Origin of the sequence: Sutterella megalosphaeroides (genome assembly GCF_003609995.1) — a bacterium.
Classification (GTDB): Bacteria; Pseudomonadota; Gammaproteobacteria; order Burkholderiales; family Burkholderiaceae_F; genus Sutterella; species Sutterella megalosphaeroides.
Genome location: NZ_AP018786.1, coordinates 2,676,220 through 2,697,360, shown reverse-complemented (window position 1 = coordinate 2,697,360; position 21,141 = coordinate 2,676,220). Strand labels below are relative to the sequence as shown.

General features: G+C 63.0%; 16 protein-coding genes. 12 read left to right on the top strand and 4 right to left on the bottom strand.

Annotation, left to right across the window (positions count from 1 at the left end):
• Positions 1–46 precede the first annotated feature (46 nt).
• Both dnaK and dnaJ read left to right on the top strand, forming a co-directional pair.
• Complete coding sequence (gene dnaK, locus S6FBBBH3_RS10845) at positions 47–1,957, top strand: molecular chaperone DnaK (RefSeq protein ID WP_120177734.1); 1,911 nt, start codon at positions 47–49, stop codon at positions 1,955–1,957.
• 113 nt (positions 1,958–2,070) lie between these two features.
• Entirely contained in the window at positions 2,071–3,243 is a 1,173-nt protein-coding gene (gene dnaJ / locus S6FBBBH3_RS10840) for a molecular chaperone DnaJ (RefSeq protein ID WP_120177733.1), read from the top strand.
• A gap of 109 nt (positions 3,244–3,352) precedes the next feature.
• Here dnaJ and S6FBBBH3_RS10835 read toward each other — a convergent pair whose 3' ends face one another.
• Positions 3,353–6,451: an efflux RND transporter permease subunit gene (locus tag S6FBBBH3_RS10835; protein WP_120177732.1), complete on the bottom strand. Its 3,099-nt coding sequence runs from the start codon at positions 6,449–6,451 to the stop codon at positions 3,353–3,355.
• Positions 6,452–6,469: 18 nt separating this feature from the next.
• Positions 6,470–7,573 carry an efflux RND transporter periplasmic adaptor subunit gene (locus S6FBBBH3_RS10830; protein WP_120177731.1) on the bottom strand — a complete coding sequence of 368 codons (1,104 nt, stop codon included), beginning with the start codon at positions 7,571–7,573 and terminating at the stop codon, positions 6,470–6,472.
• Positions 7,574–8,092: 519 nt separating this feature from the next.
• Between S6FBBBH3_RS10830 and S6FBBBH3_RS10825 the strand changes: the two genes are divergently transcribed.
• Together S6FBBBH3_RS10825 and S6FBBBH3_RS10820 are read left to right on the top strand one after the other, a co-directional pair.
• Complete coding sequence (locus S6FBBBH3_RS10825) at positions 8,093–9,748, top strand: fumarate hydratase (protein ID WP_120177730.1); 1,656 nt, start codon at positions 8,093–8,095, stop codon at positions 9,746–9,748.
• A gap of 413 nt (positions 9,749–10,161) precedes the next feature.
• Positions 10,162–11,514, top strand: a complete 1,353-nt coding sequence (locus S6FBBBH3_RS10820; RefSeq protein WP_120177729.1) for an anaerobic C4-dicarboxylate transporter — start codon at positions 10,162–10,164, stop codon at positions 11,512–11,514.
• Between the two features lie 294 nt (positions 11,515–11,808).
• Here the strand turns inward: S6FBBBH3_RS10820 and S6FBBBH3_RS10815 are convergent, their stop codons facing one another.
• The gene (locus tag S6FBBBH3_RS10815) at positions 11,809–12,489 is read right to left on the bottom strand and encodes a LuxR C-terminal-related transcriptional regulator (RefSeq protein ID WP_120177728.1); all 681 of its coding nucleotides are present in this window, start codon (positions 12,487–12,489) and stop codon (positions 11,809–11,811) included.
• Between the two features lie 54 nt (positions 12,490–12,543).
• Positions 12,544–13,818, bottom strand: coding sequence for a hydantoinase/carbamoylase family amidase (locus tag S6FBBBH3_RS10810; protein WP_120177727.1), 1,275 nt, complete (start codon positions 13,816–13,818; stop codon positions 12,544–12,546).
• 348 nt (positions 13,819–14,166) lie between these two features.
• Here S6FBBBH3_RS10810 and S6FBBBH3_RS10805 point away from each other — a divergent pair, with 348 nt between their 5' ends.
• The 8 genes from S6FBBBH3_RS10805 to S6FBBBH3_RS10770 all read left to right on the top strand — a co-directional run bounded on the left by S6FBBBH3_RS10805 (position 14,167) and on the right by S6FBBBH3_RS10770 (position 21,134).
• A complete protein-coding gene (locus S6FBBBH3_RS10805) occupies positions 14,167–15,444 on the top strand; it encodes an amidohydrolase (RefSeq protein WP_120177726.1) in 1,278 nt (425 codons plus the stop codon).
• A 308-nt stretch (positions 15,445–15,752) separates the two neighbouring features.
• Complete coding sequence (locus S6FBBBH3_RS10800; protein WP_120177725.1) at positions 15,753–16,484, top strand: YebC/PmpR family DNA-binding transcriptional regulator; 732 nt, start codon at positions 15,753–15,755, stop codon at positions 16,482–16,484.
• Between the two features lie 185 nt (positions 16,485–16,669).
• A complete protein-coding gene (gene purD, locus S6FBBBH3_RS10795) occupies positions 16,670–17,959 on the top strand; it encodes a phosphoribosylamine--glycine ligase (protein ID WP_120177724.1) in 1,290 nt (429 codons plus the stop codon).
• 258 nt (positions 17,960–18,217) lie between these two features.
• On the top strand, positions 18,218–18,844 hold the full coding sequence (locus tag S6FBBBH3_RS10790; protein ID WP_120177723.1) for a hypothetical protein: 627 nt from the start codon (positions 18,218–18,220) through the stop codon (positions 18,842–18,844).
• On the top strand, positions 18,844–19,524 hold the full coding sequence (gene nadD / locus S6FBBBH3_RS10785; protein ID WP_120177722.1) for a nicotinate (nicotinamide) nucleotide adenylyltransferase: 681 nt from the start codon (positions 18,844–18,846) through the stop codon (positions 19,522–19,524). The genes S6FBBBH3_RS10790 and nadD overlap by 1 nt, the downstream gene beginning before the upstream one ends.
• A gap of 102 nt (positions 19,525–19,626) precedes the next feature.
• Positions 19,627–20,025 (top strand): ribosome silencing factor, encoded by a 399-nt coding sequence (rsfS, locus tag S6FBBBH3_RS10780; RefSeq protein ID WP_120177721.1) that lies wholly within the window; start codon positions 19,627–19,629, stop codon positions 20,023–20,025.
• Between the two features lie 4 nt (positions 20,026–20,029).
• The gene (rlmH, locus tag S6FBBBH3_RS10775) at positions 20,030–20,497 is read left to right on the top strand and encodes a 23S rRNA (pseudouridine(1915)-N(3))-methyltransferase RlmH (RefSeq protein ID WP_120177720.1); all 468 of its coding nucleotides are present in this window, start codon (positions 20,030–20,032) and stop codon (positions 20,495–20,497) included.
• Between the two features lie 16 nt (positions 20,498–20,513).
• Positions 20,514–21,134 (top strand): Maf family protein, encoded by a 621-nt coding sequence (locus tag S6FBBBH3_RS10770; RefSeq protein ID WP_120177719.1) that lies wholly within the window; start codon positions 20,514–20,516, stop codon positions 21,132–21,134.
• Positions 21,135–21,141: the final 7 nt, after the last annotated feature.

Genomic DNA, 21,141 nt, shown 5'->3' with positions numbered 1-21,141 from the left:
ATCGCACGGGCCTTGAGGGAGCGGCTGACATGAGGAACAAGGAACTATGGCTAAGATCATCGGTATCGACCTCGGCACGACCAACTCCGCCGTCGCGGTCATGGAAGGCGACAACGTCAAGGTGATTGAGAACAGCGAAGGCGCCCGTACGACGCCCTCGATCATCGCGTACATGGACAACGGCGAGATCCTCGTCGGTGCGCCCGCCAAGCGTCAGGCCGTGACGAACCCGAAGAACACCCTCTTTGCGGTGAAGCGCCTCATCGGTCGTCGCTTCGACGACGCCGAAGTTCAGAAGGACCTCGATCTGATGCCCTTCACGATCACGCGTGCCGACAACGGCGACGCCTGGGTTGAAGTGTCGGGCAAGAAGCTCGCTCCGCAGCAGGTGAGCGCGGAAGTGCTCCGCAAGATGAAGAAGACCGCCGAAGACTACCTCGGCGAACCCGTCACGGAAGCCGTGATCACGGTTCCGGCCTACTTCAACGACAGCCAGCGTCAGGCTACGAAGGACGCCGGCCGCATCGCCGGTCTCGAAGTGAAGCGCATCATCAACGAACCGACCGCCGCGGCTCTGGCCTTCGGCCTTGACAAGGGCGGCTCGGGCGACCGCAAGATCGCCGTGTACGACCTCGGCGGCGGCACGTTCGACATCTCGATCATCGACCTCGCGAACGTCGACGGCGACAAGCAGTTCGAAGTGCTCTCGACCAACGGCGACACGTTCCTCGGCGGCGAAGACTTCGACCAGCGCCTCGTCGACTACATCATCACCGAATTCCGCAAGGATACGGGCGTCGACCTCTCGAAGGACATCCTCGCTTTGCAGCGCCTGAAGGATGCTGCCGAAAAGGCGAAGATCGAACTCTCGAGCCGTCAGGAAACGGAAGTCAACCTGCCCTACATCACGGCCGATGCTACGGGTCCGAAGCACCTCAACATCAACATCACGCGCGCCAAGTTCGAAGCGCTCGTCGAAGACCTCGTTCAGCGCACGATCGAACCCTGCCGCAAGGCTCTGCGCGATGCCGGCGCCTCGGTCTCGGAAATCACCGACGTGATTCTCGTGGGTGGTCAGTCCCGCATGCCGCGCGTTCAGGCCGTCGTGAAGGAATTCTTCGGCAAGGATCCGCGCAAGGACGTCAATCCCGACGAAGCCGTTGCCATCGGTGCGGCCATTCAGGGTTCGGTCCTGACGGGCGAACGCCACGACGTGCTCCTGCTTGACGTCACGCCGCTTACGCTCGGCATTGAAACGCTCGGCGGCGTCATGACCCCGATGATCAAGCGCAACACGACCATCCCGACGAAGCACTCGCAGGTCTTCTCGACGGCCGAAGACAACCAGCCGGCCGTCACGATCAAGGTCTACCAGGGCGAACGCGAGATGGCGCAGAGCAACAAGCTCCTCGGCGAATTCAACCTCGAAGGGATCCCGGCCGCTCCGCGCGGTCTCCCGCAGATTGAAGTGACGTTCGACATCGACGCCAACGGCATCCTGCACGTGGCTGCCAAGGACAAGGCCACCGGCAAGGAAAACACGATCACCATCAAGGCGAGCTCGGGTCTTTCCGAAGACGAAATCGAACGCATGGTTCAGGACGCCGAAGCCAACAAGGCCGAAGACCACCGTCGCTTCGAACTCGCTCAGGCCCGCAATACCGCCGACGCAGCCGTCAACCAGGTCCAGAAGACCCTGAAGGAATACGGCGACAAGATCGAAAGCGCCGACCGCATCGCCTGCGAAGACGCCATCAAGGACGTCGAAGAAAAGGTGAAGGGCGCAGACAAGGAAGCGATCGACAAGGCCGTCGAACGCCTCATGGACGCCGCCCAGAAGATCGGTGAAAAGATGAACAAGGCCGCTCAGAGCGCCGAGGCCGCCCAGGGCGCCCAGCAGCAGGCTCAGGGCAAGGACGACGACGTCGTCGACGCCGACTTCACGGAACGCAAGTAACCGGAACCGCTCGGAGCGCTGAGGGGTTCTGAAGAACCCTTCAAAAAGCTCGAGGCAAGGGTCGGTCGATTCGTCGGCCGACCCTTTGTCCGATTTATTTTTACGAGGACGACATGGCTGATCAGGACTATTACGAGGTACTCGGCGTATCCCGCACCGCCACGGCCGACGAAATCAAGAAGGCGTACCGTCGCCTGGCGATGAAGTACCACCCCGACCGCAATCAGGGCGACAAGCAGGCCGAAGAGAAGTTCAAGCAGATCGGCGAAGCCTACGCGGTGCTTTCCGACGATCAAAAGCGTGCGGCCTACGACCGCTACGGCAAAGCGGGCGTGGATCCGTCGGCGGCGGGCGGTTTCGGCGGTCGAGGTGGCTTCGGGGGCTTCGGCAACATGGGCGGCGCGGACTTCAGCGAAGCGTTCGGCGACATCTTCTCCGACCTCTTCGGGGGCGGTCGCGCTCAGGGCCGTCAGGCGGCCGGTCCCCAGGCGTATCGCGGTAACGACATGCGGTTCGATCTGGAGATTTCGCTTGAAGACGCCGCGCGCGGCCGTGAAATGGACATTCGCGTGCCCGCCTGGGACGAATGCAAGACCTGCCACGGCACCGGGTGCCGTCCGGGGACGTCGAAGAAGACGTGCCCGACCTGCCAGGGCGCGGGCGTCGTTCGCATGTCGAACGGGCTCTTCCACGTGCAGCAGACCTGCCCGCACTGCCACGGCGCGGGTCAGGTGATCGCCGAACCGTGCAGCGACTGTCACGGCACGGGCCACGTGCGCACGACGAAGGTGCTTCAGGTTCGCATTCCGGCCGGTATCAACGACGGGCAGCGCATCCGCTTGTCCGGCAAGGGCGAACCCGGGACGAACGGCGGAGAACCGGGCGACCTCTACGTCGAAATCCGCATCCGTCCGCACGAAATCTTCGAGCGCGACGGGGACGATTTGCACACCGACCTGCCGATTTCCTTCACGACGGCGGCGCTCGGCGGCGAAATCCGCGTGCCCACGCTCGAAGGCGACACGCGTATCACGCTGCCCGAAGGTACGCAAAGCGGCAAGACATTCCGTCTGCGCGGCAAGGGCGTCGCGAACGTCCGTACGGGCGACAAGGGGGATCTCTACATTCACGTGGCGATAGAAACGCCGGTGAACCTCTCCGCCAAGCAAAAGCAGCTCCTGCGCGACTTCGAAGCGTCGTTGAAGGAAGGGGGCGAAAAGCACAATCCGCGTGCCGAATCGTTCCTCGACCGCATGAAAAACTTCTTCCGAAGCGATTCGGACTGAGTCCGACATCGGTTCGAAAGAGAGCATGTGAAAAGGGCCGTTTCCCGTACGGGGAAACGGCCCTTTTCCGAAGCCCGGGACGCCCGGGCTCGGAGTCGGCGAACGCCGGTCAGCTGCGATGTGCCTTGCGGCTCGCAAACCACGTGAAGAAGACCGGGACGAAAATCGTCGAAACGAAGGTCGCCGCGATCATGCCGCCGAAGACGCCCGTGCCCATCGAGTGGCGCGCCGCAGCGCCCGCGCCTGTCGCAAGAAGGAGGGGCACGACGCCGAGCACGAACGCGAGCGACGTCATCAGAATCGGACGGAATCGCAGGCCCGCGGCCTCGATGGCGGCGTCGAACGGGCCCTTCCCTTCGGCCATCTTTTGAGCGGCGAATTCGACGATCAGAATGGCGTTTTTAGCGGTGAGGCCGATGAGCACGAGGAGCCCGATCTGGAAGTAGATGTCGTTGGGCGTACCGCGAATCCAAACCGCCGTCATGGCGCCGAGGAACGCATAGGGAACCGCAAGCACGACGGCGATCGGCAGCGACCAGCGTTCGTAGAGGGCGGCGAGGATGAGGAACATCATGAGAACGCCGAAACCGAGCGCCGCGGCGGACGAAGCGCCGATGCGCTTTTCGTGGTAGGCCTGACCGGTCCACTCGATCGTATAGCCCTCGGGAAGGACCTGAGCGGCCGTTTCTTCGACGATCCGGATGGCGTCGCCCGAGGAGACGCCGCCTGCGGCCGCCCCCATGAACTGCGCGGCGAGGTACCCGTTCATGCGCCCGATCGATTCGGCCCCCGAGACGCGTTCGATTCGGGCAAGGGTCGAAATCGGGATCATGGCGCCGCTCGAGGAGCGCACGTAGGCTCGGCCGATGTCTTCGGGCGTGCGGCGGAACTTGGCGTCGGCCTGCATGACGACGCGATAGGTCTTGCCGTTGCGCGTGAAGTCGTTGACGTAGGTGCCCCCCATCATGGTGGAGATCGTGTCGTAGACGTCGGCGACGTCGACGCCGAGCGCGAACGCGTGGTCTTCGTCGAGCGTGAGTTTGAGTTGCGGCGTGTCGGCCGTGAGGAAGCTGCGAAGCCCCGTCAGCTCGGAACGCCGGCCGAGTTCGGCGAGGAAGCGGTCGACCACTTCCTGCAGGACGAGCGGGTCGTCGTTGCCGTGCGCGAGCACGTAGCCCGAGAAGCCGTTCGTGCTCCCGAGGCCGGGAATCGGAGCGGGAGTCGACGAGACACCGCGCGCGTCGGGGCTCGAACGTACGAGCTGCTGGAGCTTCGTCTGCACGTCGCGGGCGGATTCGGTGCGCTCTTCCCAAGGCTTGAGCTGTACGATGAAGGTGGCCGCGTTCGAGCGCACGTCGCTCGACATCGTGTCAAAGCCCATCATGGTAACAACCGAGCGAACGGCATCGATCGAGCGGATTTCCTTGAGAAAACCCTCCGACACGGCTTCGGTGCGCGGGAAGGCCGCGCCTTCGGGAAGTTGCACGGCCATGCGCACGAGCCCCTGGTCTTCCGTCGGGACGAAGGAGGTCGGGGTGCGCACGAAGAGCTGCCAGCTCGCCGCCGACACGACGACGAGAGTCAGGGCGGAGATCACGCGGTGTTGAAGCGCAATGCGCACGAGTTGCAAAAAGCGCATCGTGAAGGCCGCGAGGAAGCGGTTGAAAGCACGAAAGACGGCGGGGCGCTCCTCGGGTGCTTCGGGCTTCAGAATGAGCGCGCAGAGTGCGGGGGTGAGCGTCAACGCGACGAAGCCCGAAATCGCCACCGACACGGTCACGGTCACCGCGAACTGACGGTAGAGTTCGCCCGCAATCCCGCCGAGGAAAGCGACGGGAATGAAGACGGCGGAAAGCACGAGTACGATCGCAACGAGCGCCCCCGAGACTTCCTTCATGGCCTTTTGAGCGGCCTTGAAGGGGGAGAGCCCCTCGGTGCGCATGAGGCGTTCGATGTTCTCCAGAACCACGATGGCGTCGTCGACCACGATCCCGATCGAGAGCGTCATCGCAAAGAGCGTGAGCGTGTTGAGCGAAAAGCCGAGAAGCCAGAGGCCCGCCATCGTCCCGATGAGCGACACGGGCACGGCGAGCATCGGAATGAGCGTGGCGCGCCAGCTCTGCAGGAAGAGGAAAACGACGATCAGAACGAGGATGCCTGCTTCGACGAGCGTCTTGTAGACCTCGTTGAGCGAGGCGCTCACGAACACCGTCGTGTCGTCCGTGATGAGGTAGTCGATCTTGCCTTCGGGGAAGTGCGAGGCGATTTCGGTGATTTTCGCCTTGACGGCACTCGCCGCGGCCATGGCGTTCGCGCCCGTCTGCAGGTAGACGCCGATATTGACGCCGGGCTTGCCGTTGAGGTCGACGCGGAAGTCGTAGGACCGCTTGCCGATTTCGGTCGTGGCGAGGTCGCGGATGCGGATGAAGCCGTTCGCGCCGTCGGCCTTAACGACGATGTTGCCGAACTGCTCGGGCGTGAGCAGTTGCCCCGGAGCGTTGATCGTGTAGTAGATCTGTTGGTCGTCGACGGTCGGCATCGTACCGACGCGGCCCGCCGTACGCTGCTTGTTCTGGTTTTCGATCGCCTGCTCAACGTCGGCTGTGGTGATGCCGTAGCGGCCCATCCGTTCGGGGTCGAGCCAGATGCGCATCGCGGACTGGGCGTTGCCGAACACGGACACGTCACCGATTCCGGGCAGACGCTTCAGTTCGTCGACGATGTTGAGGTTCGCGTAGTCGGCGAGGTCGGTGGCCTGCATCGAGCCGTCGGGCGACCAGAGCGCCATCATGAGAAGGCTTTCTTCGTTGCGCTTTCGCACTGAGACGCCCTGATTGCGCACCGTGTCGGGCAGACGTCGTTCGGCGGTACGCACGCGGTTGTTGATTTCGAGCATGGCGTCGTTGGCGTCGGTGCCGACGTCGAAGACGCAGGCAATCGAAATTTCGCCGTTACTGCGAATGCTCGTCGTGTAGTAGAGAAGCCCTTCGATCCCCGAGAGTTGGTCCTCGATCGGTTGAGCGACCGTACGGGCCATCGTGCGGCTGTCGGCCCCTTCGTACGTGGCGGAGATGCGCACGGTCGGGGGCGTGATGTTCGGGTACTGGGAAAGCGGGAGCACCCGCAGGGCGAGAAGCCCCGCGAGCACGATCAGAATCGAGAGGACCGTCGCAAAGATCGGCCGGCGGATGCAGAACTGACTCAACATGTCGGTTTTCCTTCCGGCTTACTCGGGACGGGCTTGGGTTTCGGTGCCTTCGGCGTTCGACGGGCGAACGGCCGCGCCGTCTTGAAGTTTGAGCAACTGATTCGTAATCACGCGGTCGCCCGTTTTGAGCCCCGTGCGCACGATCCAGTCGCTTCCGCTCCAAAGACCGACGGTGACGACGCGCCGCACCGCTTTGCCGTTCTCGGCAACGTACACCGCGTAGGAGCCGTCGGGAAGCTGCACGACGGCCTTCTGAGGAATTCGAAATACGTTGCGGTCGGTGTCGACCATGAGACGCACGCGAACGAATTCGCCGGGTAGCACGCGGCTCGTTTCGGGGAGCCGCACGCGCATGAGACGCGTGCCGAGCGCGGGGTCGATTTCCTGCGCGACGTAGTCGAGCGCGACAGGGGTTTCCGTACCGTCGGCGTTGAGGAGTACGACGCGGTTCTCGAGCGTGACGTTCGCCCCCTTCAAGTCGCGGTCCGAGGGCGCGAAGGAGACGCGCACACGGTCGAGCTGCGTGATCGTCGTCAGAAGTGTGGTCGAAGCGGCGACGAGGGCGCCGGGGTTGAGCACGGACCGTGCGGCGATGCCCGAAGCGGGTGCGCGCACCTTCGTCCATTCGAGGTTGATGGCGGCGTCCTTCTCCGTCGCTTCGGCTTCGGCGAGGAGGCTCTTTGCCTGATCGCGCGCCGAGAGCGCGTCGTCGCGCTCTTTGGCGCTCGCCGCTCCCGATTTGAAGAGCGCCGCGGTGCGGCGCAGTTCGCGTTCGGCCTGCGAGAGATCCACCTCGGCTTTGCGGCGCGCCGAGGCGGCCGCATTGAGTCGGGCCCGGTAGGGCGCCTCATCGATCGTAAAGAGCACGTCGCCCGCCTTCACTGCTTCACCCTCGCGGTAGTGCAGCTCCTTGAGGATCCCGCCCACCTGAGCCCGAACTTCCACGCCCTGGCCGCTTTCGGCCTGCCCGAGCTGTTCGATCCAGCGCGGCTCGTCCGTGGATTCGGCTACGACGGTTTCAACGGGCAGCGGCGCGGGTGCTGCGGGAGCGGGGGCTTCTTTGGAGCATCCGGCAAGGAGCAGGCCGGCGGACGTCAGGGCGAAGAGGATCTTTGAAAACATGAGGCAGGCAATGCAGCGGAGGCGAACGCCTTCGCGTGAGGAAAAAAACAGGGAAAAGTATGGACGAGCCCCGCCGAGCCCTCAAGGCGGCCTGCCCGCCTGAAAATCAAGGTCGCGTAAAGCCCTGTATCAAAATGTGTCGAAAGGGAAGGTTCCGTCGCGTCGGTTTCGGGTTCGTTCAGGCCTCGAATCGAAAAAAAATAACCACCACGAAAGGGGTAGAGTAATAACCCCAATATTTATGCAAAACCGCGCTGCGGGGTGCGTGCCCGATCGAAGCCGGGCATTGCTGAACGTAAGCTTTTTTCGAGGATTGAACCCTTATCAAACAAAACGATGTTTGTAGAAGTCTTGAACGAAGGTTTCATTGTCACACTCCCTCTGTAGGTAGATAATCAGGACAGTTGAGGCCGCAAAGGACACCCCGAATGCGACCGAACCGGCCCTCGAGGCCGAGGACCCAACCTACAGAGAAAGCTTCCCGCAAGGGATGAGCGAAATACGACAAAGGCATCAACCATGGCTCAGACTCCCGCATTCAAGTACGCGCCCATGTTCCAGCACGGCAAGGACGAAACCGAATACACGCTCGTTTCGAAGGACTACGTGTCGGTTTCCGAGTTCGAAGGACACCCCGTTCTCAAGGTCGAGGCCGAGGGTCTCACGCTCCTCATGAACCGCGCTTTCACGGACGTGAACTACAAACTGCGCCGCGAGCACAACGAACAGGTGGCCAAGATCCTCACCGACCCCGAAGCGAGCGAAAACGACAAGTACGTGGCGCTGACGCTTTTGCGCAACGGCGAAGCCGCCGCCAAGGGCGTGCTCCCCTACTGCCAGGACACGGGTACGGCCATCGTTCACGGTGAAAAGGGTCAGAACGTCTGGACGGGTTTCTGCGACGAAGAAGCGATCTCGAAGGGGGTCTACAAGACCTATACCGAAGAGGCGTTGCGCTACTCGCAGAACGCTCCGCTCTCGATGTACGAAGAAGTGAACACGAAGTGCAACCTTCCCGCCCAGATTGACATCGAAGCGACGGAAGGCATGGAATACAAGTTCCTCTGCGTCGTGAAGGGCGGCGGCTCTGCCAACAAGTCGTACCTCTTCCAGGAAACGAAGGCGATTCTCAATCCCCAGAAGCTTGTTCCGTACCTCATCGAAAAGATGAAGACGCTCGGCACGGCCGCCTGCCCGCCCTATCACATCGCGTTCGTGATCGGCGGCACGTCGGTCGAACGCACGATGCTCACCGTGAAGCTCGCTTCCTGCCACTACTACGACGACCTGCCGACCACGGGCGACGAAACGGGTCGCGCCTTCCGCGACGTCGAACTCGAACGGACCCTCCTCGAAGAAGCCTGGAAGATCGGCCTCGGCGCTCAGTTCGGCGGCAAGTACATGGCGCACGACGTGCGCGTCATTCGTCTGCCGCGCCACGGCGCGAGCTGCCCGGTCGGCATGGGTGTTTCCTGCGCTGCGGACCGCAACGTCAAGTGCAAGATCGACAAGGACGGTCTCTGGGTTGAAACGCTCGACGACAATCCCGGCCGCCTCATTCCCGAAGCGCTGCGCAATCCGGGCGAAGCGGGCGGCATCCGCATCGATCTCAACCGTCCGATGAAGGACGTGCTCGCCGATCTGACGAAGTATCCGGTTTCGACCCGCGTGCAGCTCTCGGGCACGATCATCGTCGCGCGCGACATCGCGCACGCCAAGTTGAAGGAACGGCTCGACCGCGGCGAAGACCTGCCCGACTACATGAAGAACCACCCGGTGCTTTACGCGGGCCCGGCGAAGACCCCCGAAGGCTACGCCTGCGGCTCGATGGGGCCGACGACCGCCAACCGCATGGATCCGTACGTGGACCTCTTCCAGAGCCACGGCGGTTCGATGGTGATGATCGCCAAGGGCAACCGCACCGACGTCGTCACCGAAGCCTGCAAGAAGCACGGCGGCTTCTACCTCGGCACGATCGGCGGCGTGGCTGCGGTGCTCTCGAGCGACAGCATCAAGAGCATCGAATGCGTCGAATTCGCCGAACTCGGCATGGAAGCGGTCTACAAGATCGAAGTCGAGGACTTCCCGGCCTTCATCCTCGTCGACGACAAGGGCAACGACTTCTTCAAGCAGTTGAAGCCCCGTACGATTGAAGTGAAGCCCTGCGCGAAGTAATCGCGAAAAGCGCTCCGGGCGCCTCCCCATCGGGAGTGCGCCCCTCTCGGAAGCTCCGTCCGATCCAAGCCGGACGGAGCTTTTTTGCGTCCGTCCCGAGGGTAGGCGGAATCGGAAGAATCTACACAGATATAGGTAGGGGTTGTCACTGATGGTGTAACAAAAAGCGAAGGATCGAAGGGGTGCCTACAGAGCCTCGTGCTAGGTAATTTACTTTAGTTTTTTCCTGAAAAATAAGGAACTTCTGCTTGCTCCGTCGGCATTCCCGGGACGGTCCGTCCTCGGGAATGTAAAGGTTGCCTACCCTTGTGGAAACAATTTGTATTGAGTCAAAAGATCAGGCATTCCCTACTTCTAAAGGAGTGGTCGAGGAGGTACATTTCGCCTGTCCTCACTTCATTGCGAGATTAGACATGACTCTCGGTTTTGACTTTTGGATTCAGCTGCTGGTGGTTCTCGCCGCGCTGTTCTACGGTGCCCGCAAGGGCGGCATGGGGCTTGGCCTGATCGGCGGCGTGGGCCTCGTCATCCTTATCTTCGTCTTCCACCTCAAGCCCGGCAAACCTCCGGTCGACGTCATTCTGACGATTCTCTCCGTGGTGTGCGCTTCGGCGACCCTGCAGGCCGCGGGCGGTCTCGACTGCCTTCTGCAGATTGCGGAAAAGATGCTCCGTCGTCATCCGCGCTTCGTCTGCTACCTGGCTCCGTACATCTGCTGGTTCCTGACGGTTCTCTGCGGTACGGGTCACGTGGTCTACACGATGCTCCCGATTATCTACGACGTGGCGATCAAGAACGGCATTCGTCCGGAACGTCCGATGGCGGCTTCGACCATTGCCGCTCAGATGGGCGTGATCTGCTCGCCGGCCGCCGTGGCCGCCGTGTCAATGATTTCGCTCCTTGACGGCTATGAAGTGGGCGGCAAGCCCTTCGGCTTCACGCAGCTCTTCGCGATCGTGATCCCGTCGGCCATCGTGGGCCTCTTTGCCGAAGCGACCTATTCGGTCTTCCGCGGCAAGGACCTCGACAAGGACGAAGAGTTCCAGCGTCTTATCTCGGATCCCGAACAGCGCAAGTACGTCTACGGCGAAACGACGACCCTCATCGGCGTCAAGTTCCGTCCCGAACAGTGGGCTTCGCTCTGGATCTTCCTCGGCACCGTGGTCGTGGTGGCTCTGCTCGGCATGTTCCCGAGTTTGCGCCCGGTCGTGGGCGGCAAGGCCCTCTCGATGACGCTCGCCATTCAGATGTTCATGCTGACGGCCGGCGCTCTCATGGTCGCCTTCTGCAAGACGCGCGCTTCGTCCGTTGCGAAGACCAACGTCTTCAACGCCGGTATGGTCGCCATCGTGGCCGTGTACGGCGTGGCCTGGATGGCCGACACGATGTTCGCTTCGCACTTGGCCAACCTGAAGGAAGTCCTGACGGAGTGGGTGCGTGAAATGCCGTGGACCTACGCCATCGTGCTCCTGCTCGTCTCGAAGCTCGTGAACTCGCAGGCCGCCGCCATTGCGACCATCGTTCCTGTGGCGCTGGCCATCGGTACGCCTCCGGGACTCGTCGTCGCCTTCTCGTCGGCTTGCTACGGCTACTACATCCTGCCGACCTATCCGTCCGACCTCGCGGCCATTCAGTTCGACCGCTCGGGTACGACGCACATCGGCCGCTTCGTGATCAATCACTCCTTCATCCTTCCGGGTTTGATCGGCGTGATCACGGCCTCGATCGTGGGTTACTTCCTCGGCCTGGCTTACGGCTACATCTAATAGAAAACCATTTCAGAGGACAATTAGATGTCGGGGAGGCGCTGCCGAAGCGCCTCCCGAAACACCCGAAAAGGGCGCTCCGAGAGGGCGCCCTTTCCGTTATTCCGGACTCGGTGCGGGAGAGGATGCCGGGGAGTCCTTTCGTGACGGATCGCGCACTTGGAGCTTGCGGTTCCCGAGGACGAGGGTCGAACCCCTCCGAGCGAACGGACAAAAGAAAGCGGGAGCCCGGACGAACCGGCTCCCGCTTTCTATCGGGTGCGGAGAGGGCGACCGCCCTCCTGGCCGCCCGGGTTAAGGACGCTGATCCTTCGCAATGCGGTGTCCGCGCTCGGACGCCCAGACCGCCACCTCTACGCGGGAGCGGAAGCGCAGCTTCTTGAGAAGGTGCTTCACGTGCACCTTCACGGTGCCGTCCGAGATGTTGAGGCGCTCTCCGATGTCATGGTTCGTGAGGCCCGAGGCAATGCAGCAGAGCACGTCGAATTCGCGCTTCGTGAGCTGTTGCAGGAGCGCGGAATCCTCCGTGGGGAATGCCCCGTCGCGAAGCTGCTCGGCAAGCACCGAGGTGATTTTCTCCGAAGCGGCCATGCCGCCCTTGGCGACGTTGCGCATCTGCTCCAGGAATTCGGAAATCTCAATGTTGCGCAAGAGGTAGCCGTTCGCTTCCGAGCGAATGGCTTCCATGAGCATTTTCGAATTCTTCTGCGCGGACCCCATGAACATCACGACCTTGCAGCTCGGTTGACGGTACTTGATCTCGCGCAGGAGCTCGATCGGATCGAACCCCTCGGCGTCGAGGTCGATCAGGGCGATGTCGGGACGAAGGCTCGTCAGACTGAGTGCGGTCGTGCCGTCCCCGGTGAGGCCGAGGAGTTCGAATTCGCCGGAGTCGTGAAGCACCGAGGCGATCGCCTGGCGAAAGAGCGGATAGTCATCGACGACGATGACGCAGGGTTTGCGTGGAGAGTCCATGGGAAAACCGTGCGACGCCGGGTTCCGACGCCGCACCTCCTTTTTTTGTTGGTCTTATTCGTCGAAACGCTTGATGGTGTTCCAAAGCACCGCCGTGCCTGCCATGAAGTCTTCGAGCTTCATGGCTTCGTGCGGGTTGTGGGAGCCGTTCTGGTTGGCAATGAAAATCATGGCGACGGGAATGCCGGCATTGGCGAGAACGGCCGTGTCGTGACCCGCGCCCGAAGCAAGGCGCATCGCGGGAACGCCCGCGTGGCGGGCGCTTTCGACAAGTCGATCCGACAACGCGGCGTCGACGACGGCGGGGGCCGTACGCAGGGCGTTGTCGAACTCGAAACGAACGCCGCGCTCGGCTTCGATGCGCTTCGCTTCTTCAAGAAGCAGTGCGTGGAAGTCTTCGAGCACCTCGGTTGAGAGGCTGCGCATGTCGATCGTGAAAGCGGTTTCGCCTGGAATGACGGAAATCGCGGCGGTCGGCGCGGTCGTCAGCACGCCCGTTGTGAAGACGAGGTCTTTGCCGGCTTCGTTCCATTCGGTCCAGCGGTCTTCCATGCGGGAGAGAAGCCGCGCGGTCGCCATCACCGCGTCGTGGCGGTAAATGCGGTCGAGCGCCCCCGAGTGCGCGGTTTCGCCGCGGCAGACGACGCGCTTGTGTCGGATGTTGCCGCGAATGCCCGTCACCACGGCGGTGCGAACTTCGGGGTCGCGATCGAGCATTGGACCCTGTTCGATGTGGAGTTCGACGAAAGCGGCTATTTTCAACGTGTCGACGACGGGGCGACCCGTCACGAGCGCGCTTGGGTCGACGCCCTGCGAGCGCATGGCCGCCTCGAGCGTTTCGCCCGTCGTGCGGTGCTTGAGTTGCAGGTCCGCTTCGGTGAGGCGCCCCATCATGCCGAGCGAACCCACGTAGGCCTTGCCGAAGAACGAGCTTTCTTCGCAGCGCAAAAGGAGCGCGCGCACGTCGCGCTTCGGGGTGAAGTTCGTGCGGCGCATCCACCAGAGAACGGTGAGCGCCGCGACGATCCCCGCAAGGCCGTCGAAATTACCCCCTTCCGGAACGCTGTCGGCGTGGCTGCCCGCAACGAAGGCGGGGAGCGTGCGGTCCGCGCCCGGAAGCGTCATCCAGACGTTCCCGGCAGGATCCTTTTCGATTTCGAGATCGAGCTCCCGACCGAGGCCTTCGAGGTAATCGAGCACGCGGCTTTCCACCGGCCCGTAACCTTGACGGGTGACCCCGGGACCGTCCTTCGACATGTCCCGCACGGTGTTGAAAATCCGTTCGGCGTAGGCAAGGCCTTCGGCCTCGATGCGACAGGCTTCTCTCATGGAAAACACTCCTGAAGGTATGGGGCGGGCGGACGAAAGGCGCTCGGGTTCGCGCAAGATCGTTCCGGGGAAAAGTACTCCTTATGATATAGATCCTTCTCCCCGAGATAGGTAGGGATAAAGCCCGAGGCGTGACGAACCGCAAGGAAAACGACGGTCTTCACATTGCGCGCGGACGCAACGAGCGCCGACGGATCAGGGAATGCGGACGTCATTTCACATGAAACCCCGCGAATGGCTAGAAGACATAAGGTTTCTACTAATGATCCTTTGTGGTTAGCCAACCATAATGATTCGTGCAGAAGCTTCCGAACGGAAACGGGAGCCACACCCCTAGGAGAAAAGACAATGACATGCACGTCCGCCTATCATGACCAGCTGATCGAAGTTCGTCGTCATCTGCATACGATGCCCGAAGAAGGGTGGAGCGAATTTACGACCACGGCCTTCGTGATCGGCAAGTTGCGCGAATACGGCTACGAAGTGCTGACGGGCACGAAGGTCATCAATCCCGACAACTGCCTCGGTCGCAATCCGAAGGTGGTCGAGGCCGGTCTTGCGTACGCCCGCGCCAACGGCGTCTCCGAAGAGCTCCTCGCCGAAATGGAAGGCTACACGGGTTGCGTCGGCGTGCTCGACACGGGTCGCCCCGGTCCCACGCTCGCCGTTCGCTTCGACATCGACTGCGTGCCCGTGACCGAATCGACCGAAGGCGATCACCTGCCCGCCAAGGAAGGCTTCGTTTCCACGCGTCCGGGTCTGATGCACGCCTGCGGCCACGACGCCCACACCTCGACGGGTCTGGCCGTCGCGCACTGGTTCGCCGACAACAAGGACCAGATGAAGGGTCGCATCAAGATCCTTTTCCAGCCCGCCGAAGAAGGCGTGCGCGGCGCGGCCGGCATGGCCGCCTCGGGCGTCGTCGACGACGCGGACTTCTTCCTGAGCTCCCACATCGCCATGATGTGCAAGTCCGGTGAAATGTCGATCAACCCGTACGGGTTCCTCTGCACGACGAAGCTCGACGTCACCTACACGGGTCGTCCCGCCCACGCGGGCGTCGAACCCAATGCCGGCCGCAACGCCATGGCCGCCGCCTGCAATGCGTTCGTGCAGCTTCTCGGCATCGCGCGCCACGGCTCCGGCATGACCCGCATCAACGTGGGCCAGCTCAACGCCGGCGAAGGCCGCAACGTCATTCCGAGCAAGGCCGTCATGAAGATGGAAGTGCGCGGTGAAACGGGCGAAATCAACCAGTACATGTACGACAGCGCCGTCGCGATCATCAAGGGCTGCGCCCTGGCGCAGGGGTGCGAGTACACCATCGAAAAGATGGGCGAAGCCGTCGACCTCACGAACGACCCCGAACTCGTCGCCGTGCTGAAGGACGCGGGCGAAGCGGTTCCGGGCCTCAAGGTCTGCGAAGAACCGATGAACTTCGGCGGCTCCGAAGACGCGACGATTCTCGCCCGCCGCGTCCAGGCGCACGGCGGCAAGGCCGCGTTCTTCGTGCTCGGCTCCGACCGTCCGTCGGGCCACCACACGGCGCGCTTCGACATTCAGGAAAAGGATCTCGACACGGGTCTCGCCGTTTGGGCGAACGTCATCGGTCGCATCCTCGGGTAACGCGCATCCCGGATTTCGAGCGTTCGGGCGCGGCTTTCGGGCCGCGCTCCGGCTCGAGGAAAGCGGGCGGCTTTTCGGCCGTCCGTTTTTTTGTTCGTCGGGAATTCCGAACAACAGCAGGATTTCCCTCGTTTGGACTAAAATAACCGCTCCTTTTTTCCAAGGCTCGCCCGAGCGTATCGGAGGGGTCCTGGAGAAAGGCCCGTTTTCGAGGTCTCGCCGCAACGGTCCGTACCGCCTCCGGGCGGCACCCTTCCGGCCGGTCGGGACCTTGCGTTCACAATTTGCAGAGAAAGAAGGATTCCATCATGGCGGGTCATTCCAAGTGGGCCAACATCCAACATCGCAAAGGGCGCCAGGACGCCAAGCGCTCCAACCTCTGGACGAAGCTCGTTCGTGAAATCATCGTTGCCGCTCGCATGGGCGGGGGCGACCCCGACACGAACAGCCGTCTGCGCCTTGCTCTCGTGAAGGCCCGCGGCGGCAACGTGCCGAAGGACACGATTCAGAATGCGATCCTGAAGGGCACGGGTCAGCTCCCGGGCGTCTCCTACGAAGAAGTCCGCTACGAAGGCTACGGCATCGGCGGCGCCGCCCTCATCATCGACTGCACGACCGACAACCGCGTGCGCACCGTGGCCGACGTTCGTCATCTCCTCTCGAAGCACGGCGGCAACATGGGTACGGAAGGGTCCGTTTCCTTCATGTTCAAGCACGAAGGCGAATTCTTCTTCGCGCCGGGCAAGGCCACTGAAGACGCCGTCATGGAAGTCGCCCTTGAAGCCGGTGCCGACGACGTGGTGGCGGACGAAGACGGCTCGATCGAAGTGACGTGCGATCCTTCGGCCTTCGATGCGGTCTCCAAGGCCTTCGAAGCGGCCGGTCTCGAACCCGAAATGGCCGAAATCACCTACCGCCCGCTCAACGAAACGCAGCTCTCCGGGGCCGACGCCGAAAAGATGCAGAAGCTCATCGACGCCCTCGAAGACCTTGACGACGTTCAGCAGGTCTACACCTCCGCCGTCTTCGACGAGGAATAAGCTCGCCGACGGAGGAAACGCCGCCCGGATGCGCCAGCACTCGGACGGCGTTTTCATTTTCGGGACTCGCCGCGGCCTTCGATTAGAATGGCTCCGGACGCGTCCGAAGCCCGATTCGAACGGTCCTGCGGACCGTATCCGCAGACATCTCCCTCCATCCACCCCTAGCATTCAAGAGGTTTTCCATGAACGTCCTTGTTGTCGGCAACGGCGGCCGCGAACACGCCCTCGCCTGGCGTCTTGCTCAGAGCAGCCGCGTTGAGAAAGTGTTCGTCGCTCCGGGCAACGCCGGCACGGCACTTGCAAGCGGCCTTGAAAACGTTCCCCTCACCGATATCGGCGAACTCGTCGACTTCGTTCGCCGCGAAAACGTGGCCTTCACGGTCGTGGGCCCCGAAGCTCCCCTCGCTGCCGGGATCGTCGACCGTTTCCGCGCCGAAGGGCTGCGCATTTTCGGGCCGACGAAGGCCGCGGCTCAACTTGAAAGCTCGAAGGACTTCGCCAAGGCGTTCATGAAGCGTCACGGCATTCCGACGGCCGAATACGAAAGCTTCACGGATCCGAAGGCCGCTCACGATTACATCGACCGCAAGGGCGCTCCGATCGTCATCAAGGCCGACGGTCTTGCCGCGGGCAAGGGCGTCGTCGTGGCGATGACGGCCGACGAAGCGCACGCCGCCGTCGACATGATGCTCGAAGGGCACGAGTTCGGCCAGGCGGGTGCCCGCGTCGTGATCGAAGACTTCCTCGACGGCGAAGAAGCCTCCTTCATCGTGATGGTCGACGGCGAACACGTGCTCCCGATGGCGACCTCGCAGGACCACAAGCGTCTTCTCGACCGCGACCAGGGCCCCAACACGGGCGGCATGGGCGCCTACTCGCCCGCTCCCGTCGTCACGCCCGCCGTGCACGAGCAGGTGATGCGCGAAATCATTCTCCCGACGGTGCGCGGCATGGCCGCCGACGGGATCCGTTACACCGGGTTCCTCTACGCCGGCCTCATGATCAAGCAGCTCGCCGACGGCACCACGTCGGTGAAGACGCTCGAATTCAACTGCCGCATGGGCGACCCGGAAACGCAACCCATCATGGCCCGCATCAAGAGCGACTTCGCGACGGTGGTCGAAGCGGCGATCGACGGCAAGCTCGACGAAGCCTCGATCGAATGGGACGAGCGCACGGCGCTCGGCGTCGTGTGCGCGGCGCGCGGCTATCCCGCCAAGCCCGAACGCGGCGCCGTGATCGAGAAGCTCCCCGAAAACACCGCCGACCGCATGGTCTTCCACGCGGGCACGAAGTTCGAAAAAGGCCTCACGGTCGTCTCGGGCGGTCGCGTGCTCTGCGTCGTGGGGCTCGGTGACGACATCCGCGTCGCGCAACAGACGGCCTACGAAGCCGCCTGCGAGGTGGTGTTCGACGGCATGCAGATGCGCTCCGACATCGGTTACCGTGCGATTGCGCGTCTCACCGAATAATTGCGAAGTTTGACGCACGCCCGGGACTTTCCGCGCGGCGTGCGCCGCTCAAGCGCTCGAACGCTCGAACGAAAGGGTCGCCCGGCCGCAGCCGGACGGCCCTTTTCCGTTTGCGCGTTCCGTGGTTGCGGGGAGAATGCGTCGGCGCGGATCAAGCCGCTGCGGCAAAAACCCGTTACGAAGGGTTGCAAACCCCGTTTTCCGATCGGAAACGGTGTTATGTTGAGGCTTGAACACGATTACCCGAGGTGACTGTCCATGTTCCGCCTGAGAGAGCTCGCATGTCTTGCTGCAGGACTCCTGTCCGCGGTCTGCGCGGGCGCCCAGAATCTGCCCTTTGCCTACCCGAGTTCGCTCCTTGAGGCACCCGCCACGTTGACCGAGCCGCCCGCCGACTTCGTGCGACTCGGCAAACCGAAGATCGTTCTTGAAGTGACGACGCTCGAAGAAGCGGCGGCCTTTACGGGCGCGCCTCGCATTCGCGACGGTCACGGCGACTTCGCCCGCGATATTGCCTGTCTGGCGGGTACGGAAGCCGGCCGTCCGGTGCGCGTCTGGATGATTGCAAGCGACACCGTACACGTGACGGAGGTGCAGCTCGAATGGGCCGAGAACGATACGCCGCCCGTTTTCTGCCGCAAGCTCGCTCCCGAACGACTCCCCGTTCGTCTCGGTCCGGTCGGCCTCGGCATGACGGAAAAGGAAGTGCTCGAGCTCGCGGGCAAGCCCTCCTACCGCGACGCCCAGGGCTGGAGCTACTGGTTCAGTCAGCGCTTTTTGCGCAACGCCCGCAACCTCCAGGAGCTTGAACTCAACTGGCTCGCCGTGCGCTTCGAGAAGGGGCGTGTCGCGCAGGCCTTCATTTCGTTGGTGAAGAACCCCTGATGACGATTGAGATTCCGCGCGGTGTCGCGTTTCTCGGCGGCACGTTCGACCCCGTCCATTCCGGCCATCTGGCGCTCGCACGCGAGGCCCTGCGCGTTCTGAGGGTGATGCGGGTCGAGCTGCTCCCCGCCGGCAACCCCTGGCAGAAAACCTGGGTGACGCCGGGGCACCATCGGCTCGCAATGCTGCGCTCGGCCCTGGAAGGGGAGGAGCGCATCTCGGTCGACACGACGGAGCTCCTGGAGACGGGTCCCACCTACACGGTGCGCACGCTCGAAAAGCTGCGCCGCCGCTACGGACCCTCGGTGCCGCTCGTACTCCTCATGGGGAGCGATCAGTGGCGAAACCTCCACACGTGGTACGACTGGGAGCGGCTTACGGACTACGCGCACGTGGCCGTTTGCCGTCGTGCGGGCGAAACGCCCCGGGCCGAGCCCGCCGTCGAAGCGCATGCGGCCCCGCGCACCGTCGCGGCGAACGAGCTCGTCGACGCGGGCGCCTTCGGGCGCGTCGCCTTTTTCGACATGCCCCCGCACGCCGCTTCGAGCACCGCCCTGCGGCGCATCTTCGCGCGGTCGGCCTTTCCCGATGCGATGCGGGAAACGGACGGGTGGCTCCCATATCCGGTTGCGCGCTACATTCGAGAAAACCGTCTGTACGTGCGGGCGGTTCGGCCCTGAAGTCCGCTAGAATGCACGGATTTTTCGGACGCCCGCGAGGCGTTCGTTGCAGAAACAGTTTCATTTCGGCCCGCATCGGCGGGCCGCACCATCGTTTTGAGTATGAATACGGAAGAACTCACCCGCATCGTCGTCGAGGCGCTTGAAGACGTCAAGGCCAAGGACATCAAGGTTTTCAACACGGAAAAGCTCACCGACCAGTTCGAACGCGTCGTCATCGCTTCGGGCTCGTCGAACCGTCAGACGCGCGCGCTCGCGTTCTCCGTCTCGTCGAGCGTCAAGCAGGCGGGCGGCGACGTGATCGGCATGGAAGGCGAAGACACGGGCGAATGGGTGCTCGTCGACTGCGGCTCGGTCGTCTGCCACGTTCTGCAGCCCGCCGTGCGCGAGTACTACAACCTCGAAGAAATTTGGGGCGGCAAGGAAGTCTTCATGAAGGCTCAGGCCGAGTGCACCCCGCACCTGATGCCCAACCGCACGCACGCGCCGTCGGACAACTGACGCGATGCGCATCCGGATCATTGCGGTCGGGCAACACATCGCCGACTGGGCGGCTTCGGCCGTCAAGGACTATCTCGGGCGTTTCCCGCGCGGCTTTTCGGTCGAATTGAAAGAAATCCGCACCGAGCCCCGCGCCGGACAAACGCCCGCGCGCCTGATGGCGGCCGAGGGCGAGCGCATCCTCGCCGCCCTCAACGAGAACGATTTCGTCGTGGTTCTCGACGAGCACGGACGCGATCTGACGACGGTCGATTTTGCGAAGTCGCTCGTTCGCTGGCGCGACGAAGGCGATGCGATCGTCTTCGTGATCGGCGGTCCCGACGGACTTTCGCCCGAGATCAAGGCGCGGGCGAAAGCCACAATCCGACTTTCCGCCATGACGCTTCCGCATGCCATGGCGAGGGTGCTCCTTGCCGAGCAGATCTACCGGGCCTGGTCGATTCTCGCCGGCCACCCCTATCACCGTGCTTGAGAAAAGGGAGCGCACGATGGCTGAGAAAGACATTTACCTCGCGAGCAAGAGCCCCCGCCGCAAGGCGCTTCTCGAGCAGTTGGGCTACCGCGTGACGGTGATTGCCGGCAACGCGCATACGGCGGGCTACTTCCCGGGCGACGAAGAGCGCCTCGCGGGCGAGTCGCCCGAAGCGTACGTTCGCCGCACCGCCCGCACGAAGTTTGCCGAAGGCCTGGCGCGTCGCGACGCGCTCGGACTGCCCGCGGGACCGGTGCTCGCCGCCGATACGGTCGTGAGTCTCGGCGACGAGGTGCTCGGCAAGCCCGCCGACGCCGAAGAAGCCAAGGCGTTTTTGCATCGCCTTTCGGGGCGAGTCCACCTCGTGCAAACGACGGTGGTGGCGGGAACGTCGTTTGAGGATGCCCAAGAGCGCACGAGCACGTCGAGCGTCGTCTTCCGGGCGTTATCCGACGAAGAAATCGACGCCTACGTGGCGACGGGCGAGCCCTTCGACAAGGCGGGCGGCTACGGGATTCAGGGCCTGGCCGGTGTTTTCGTCGAGCGCATCGACGGAAGCTTCACGGGGATCATGGGCCTTCCGGTGCGCGAAGCGGCCGAAGTGCTCGCTCGGGCGGGCCGTCCGGTCTTCTCCTGAGGGCTTC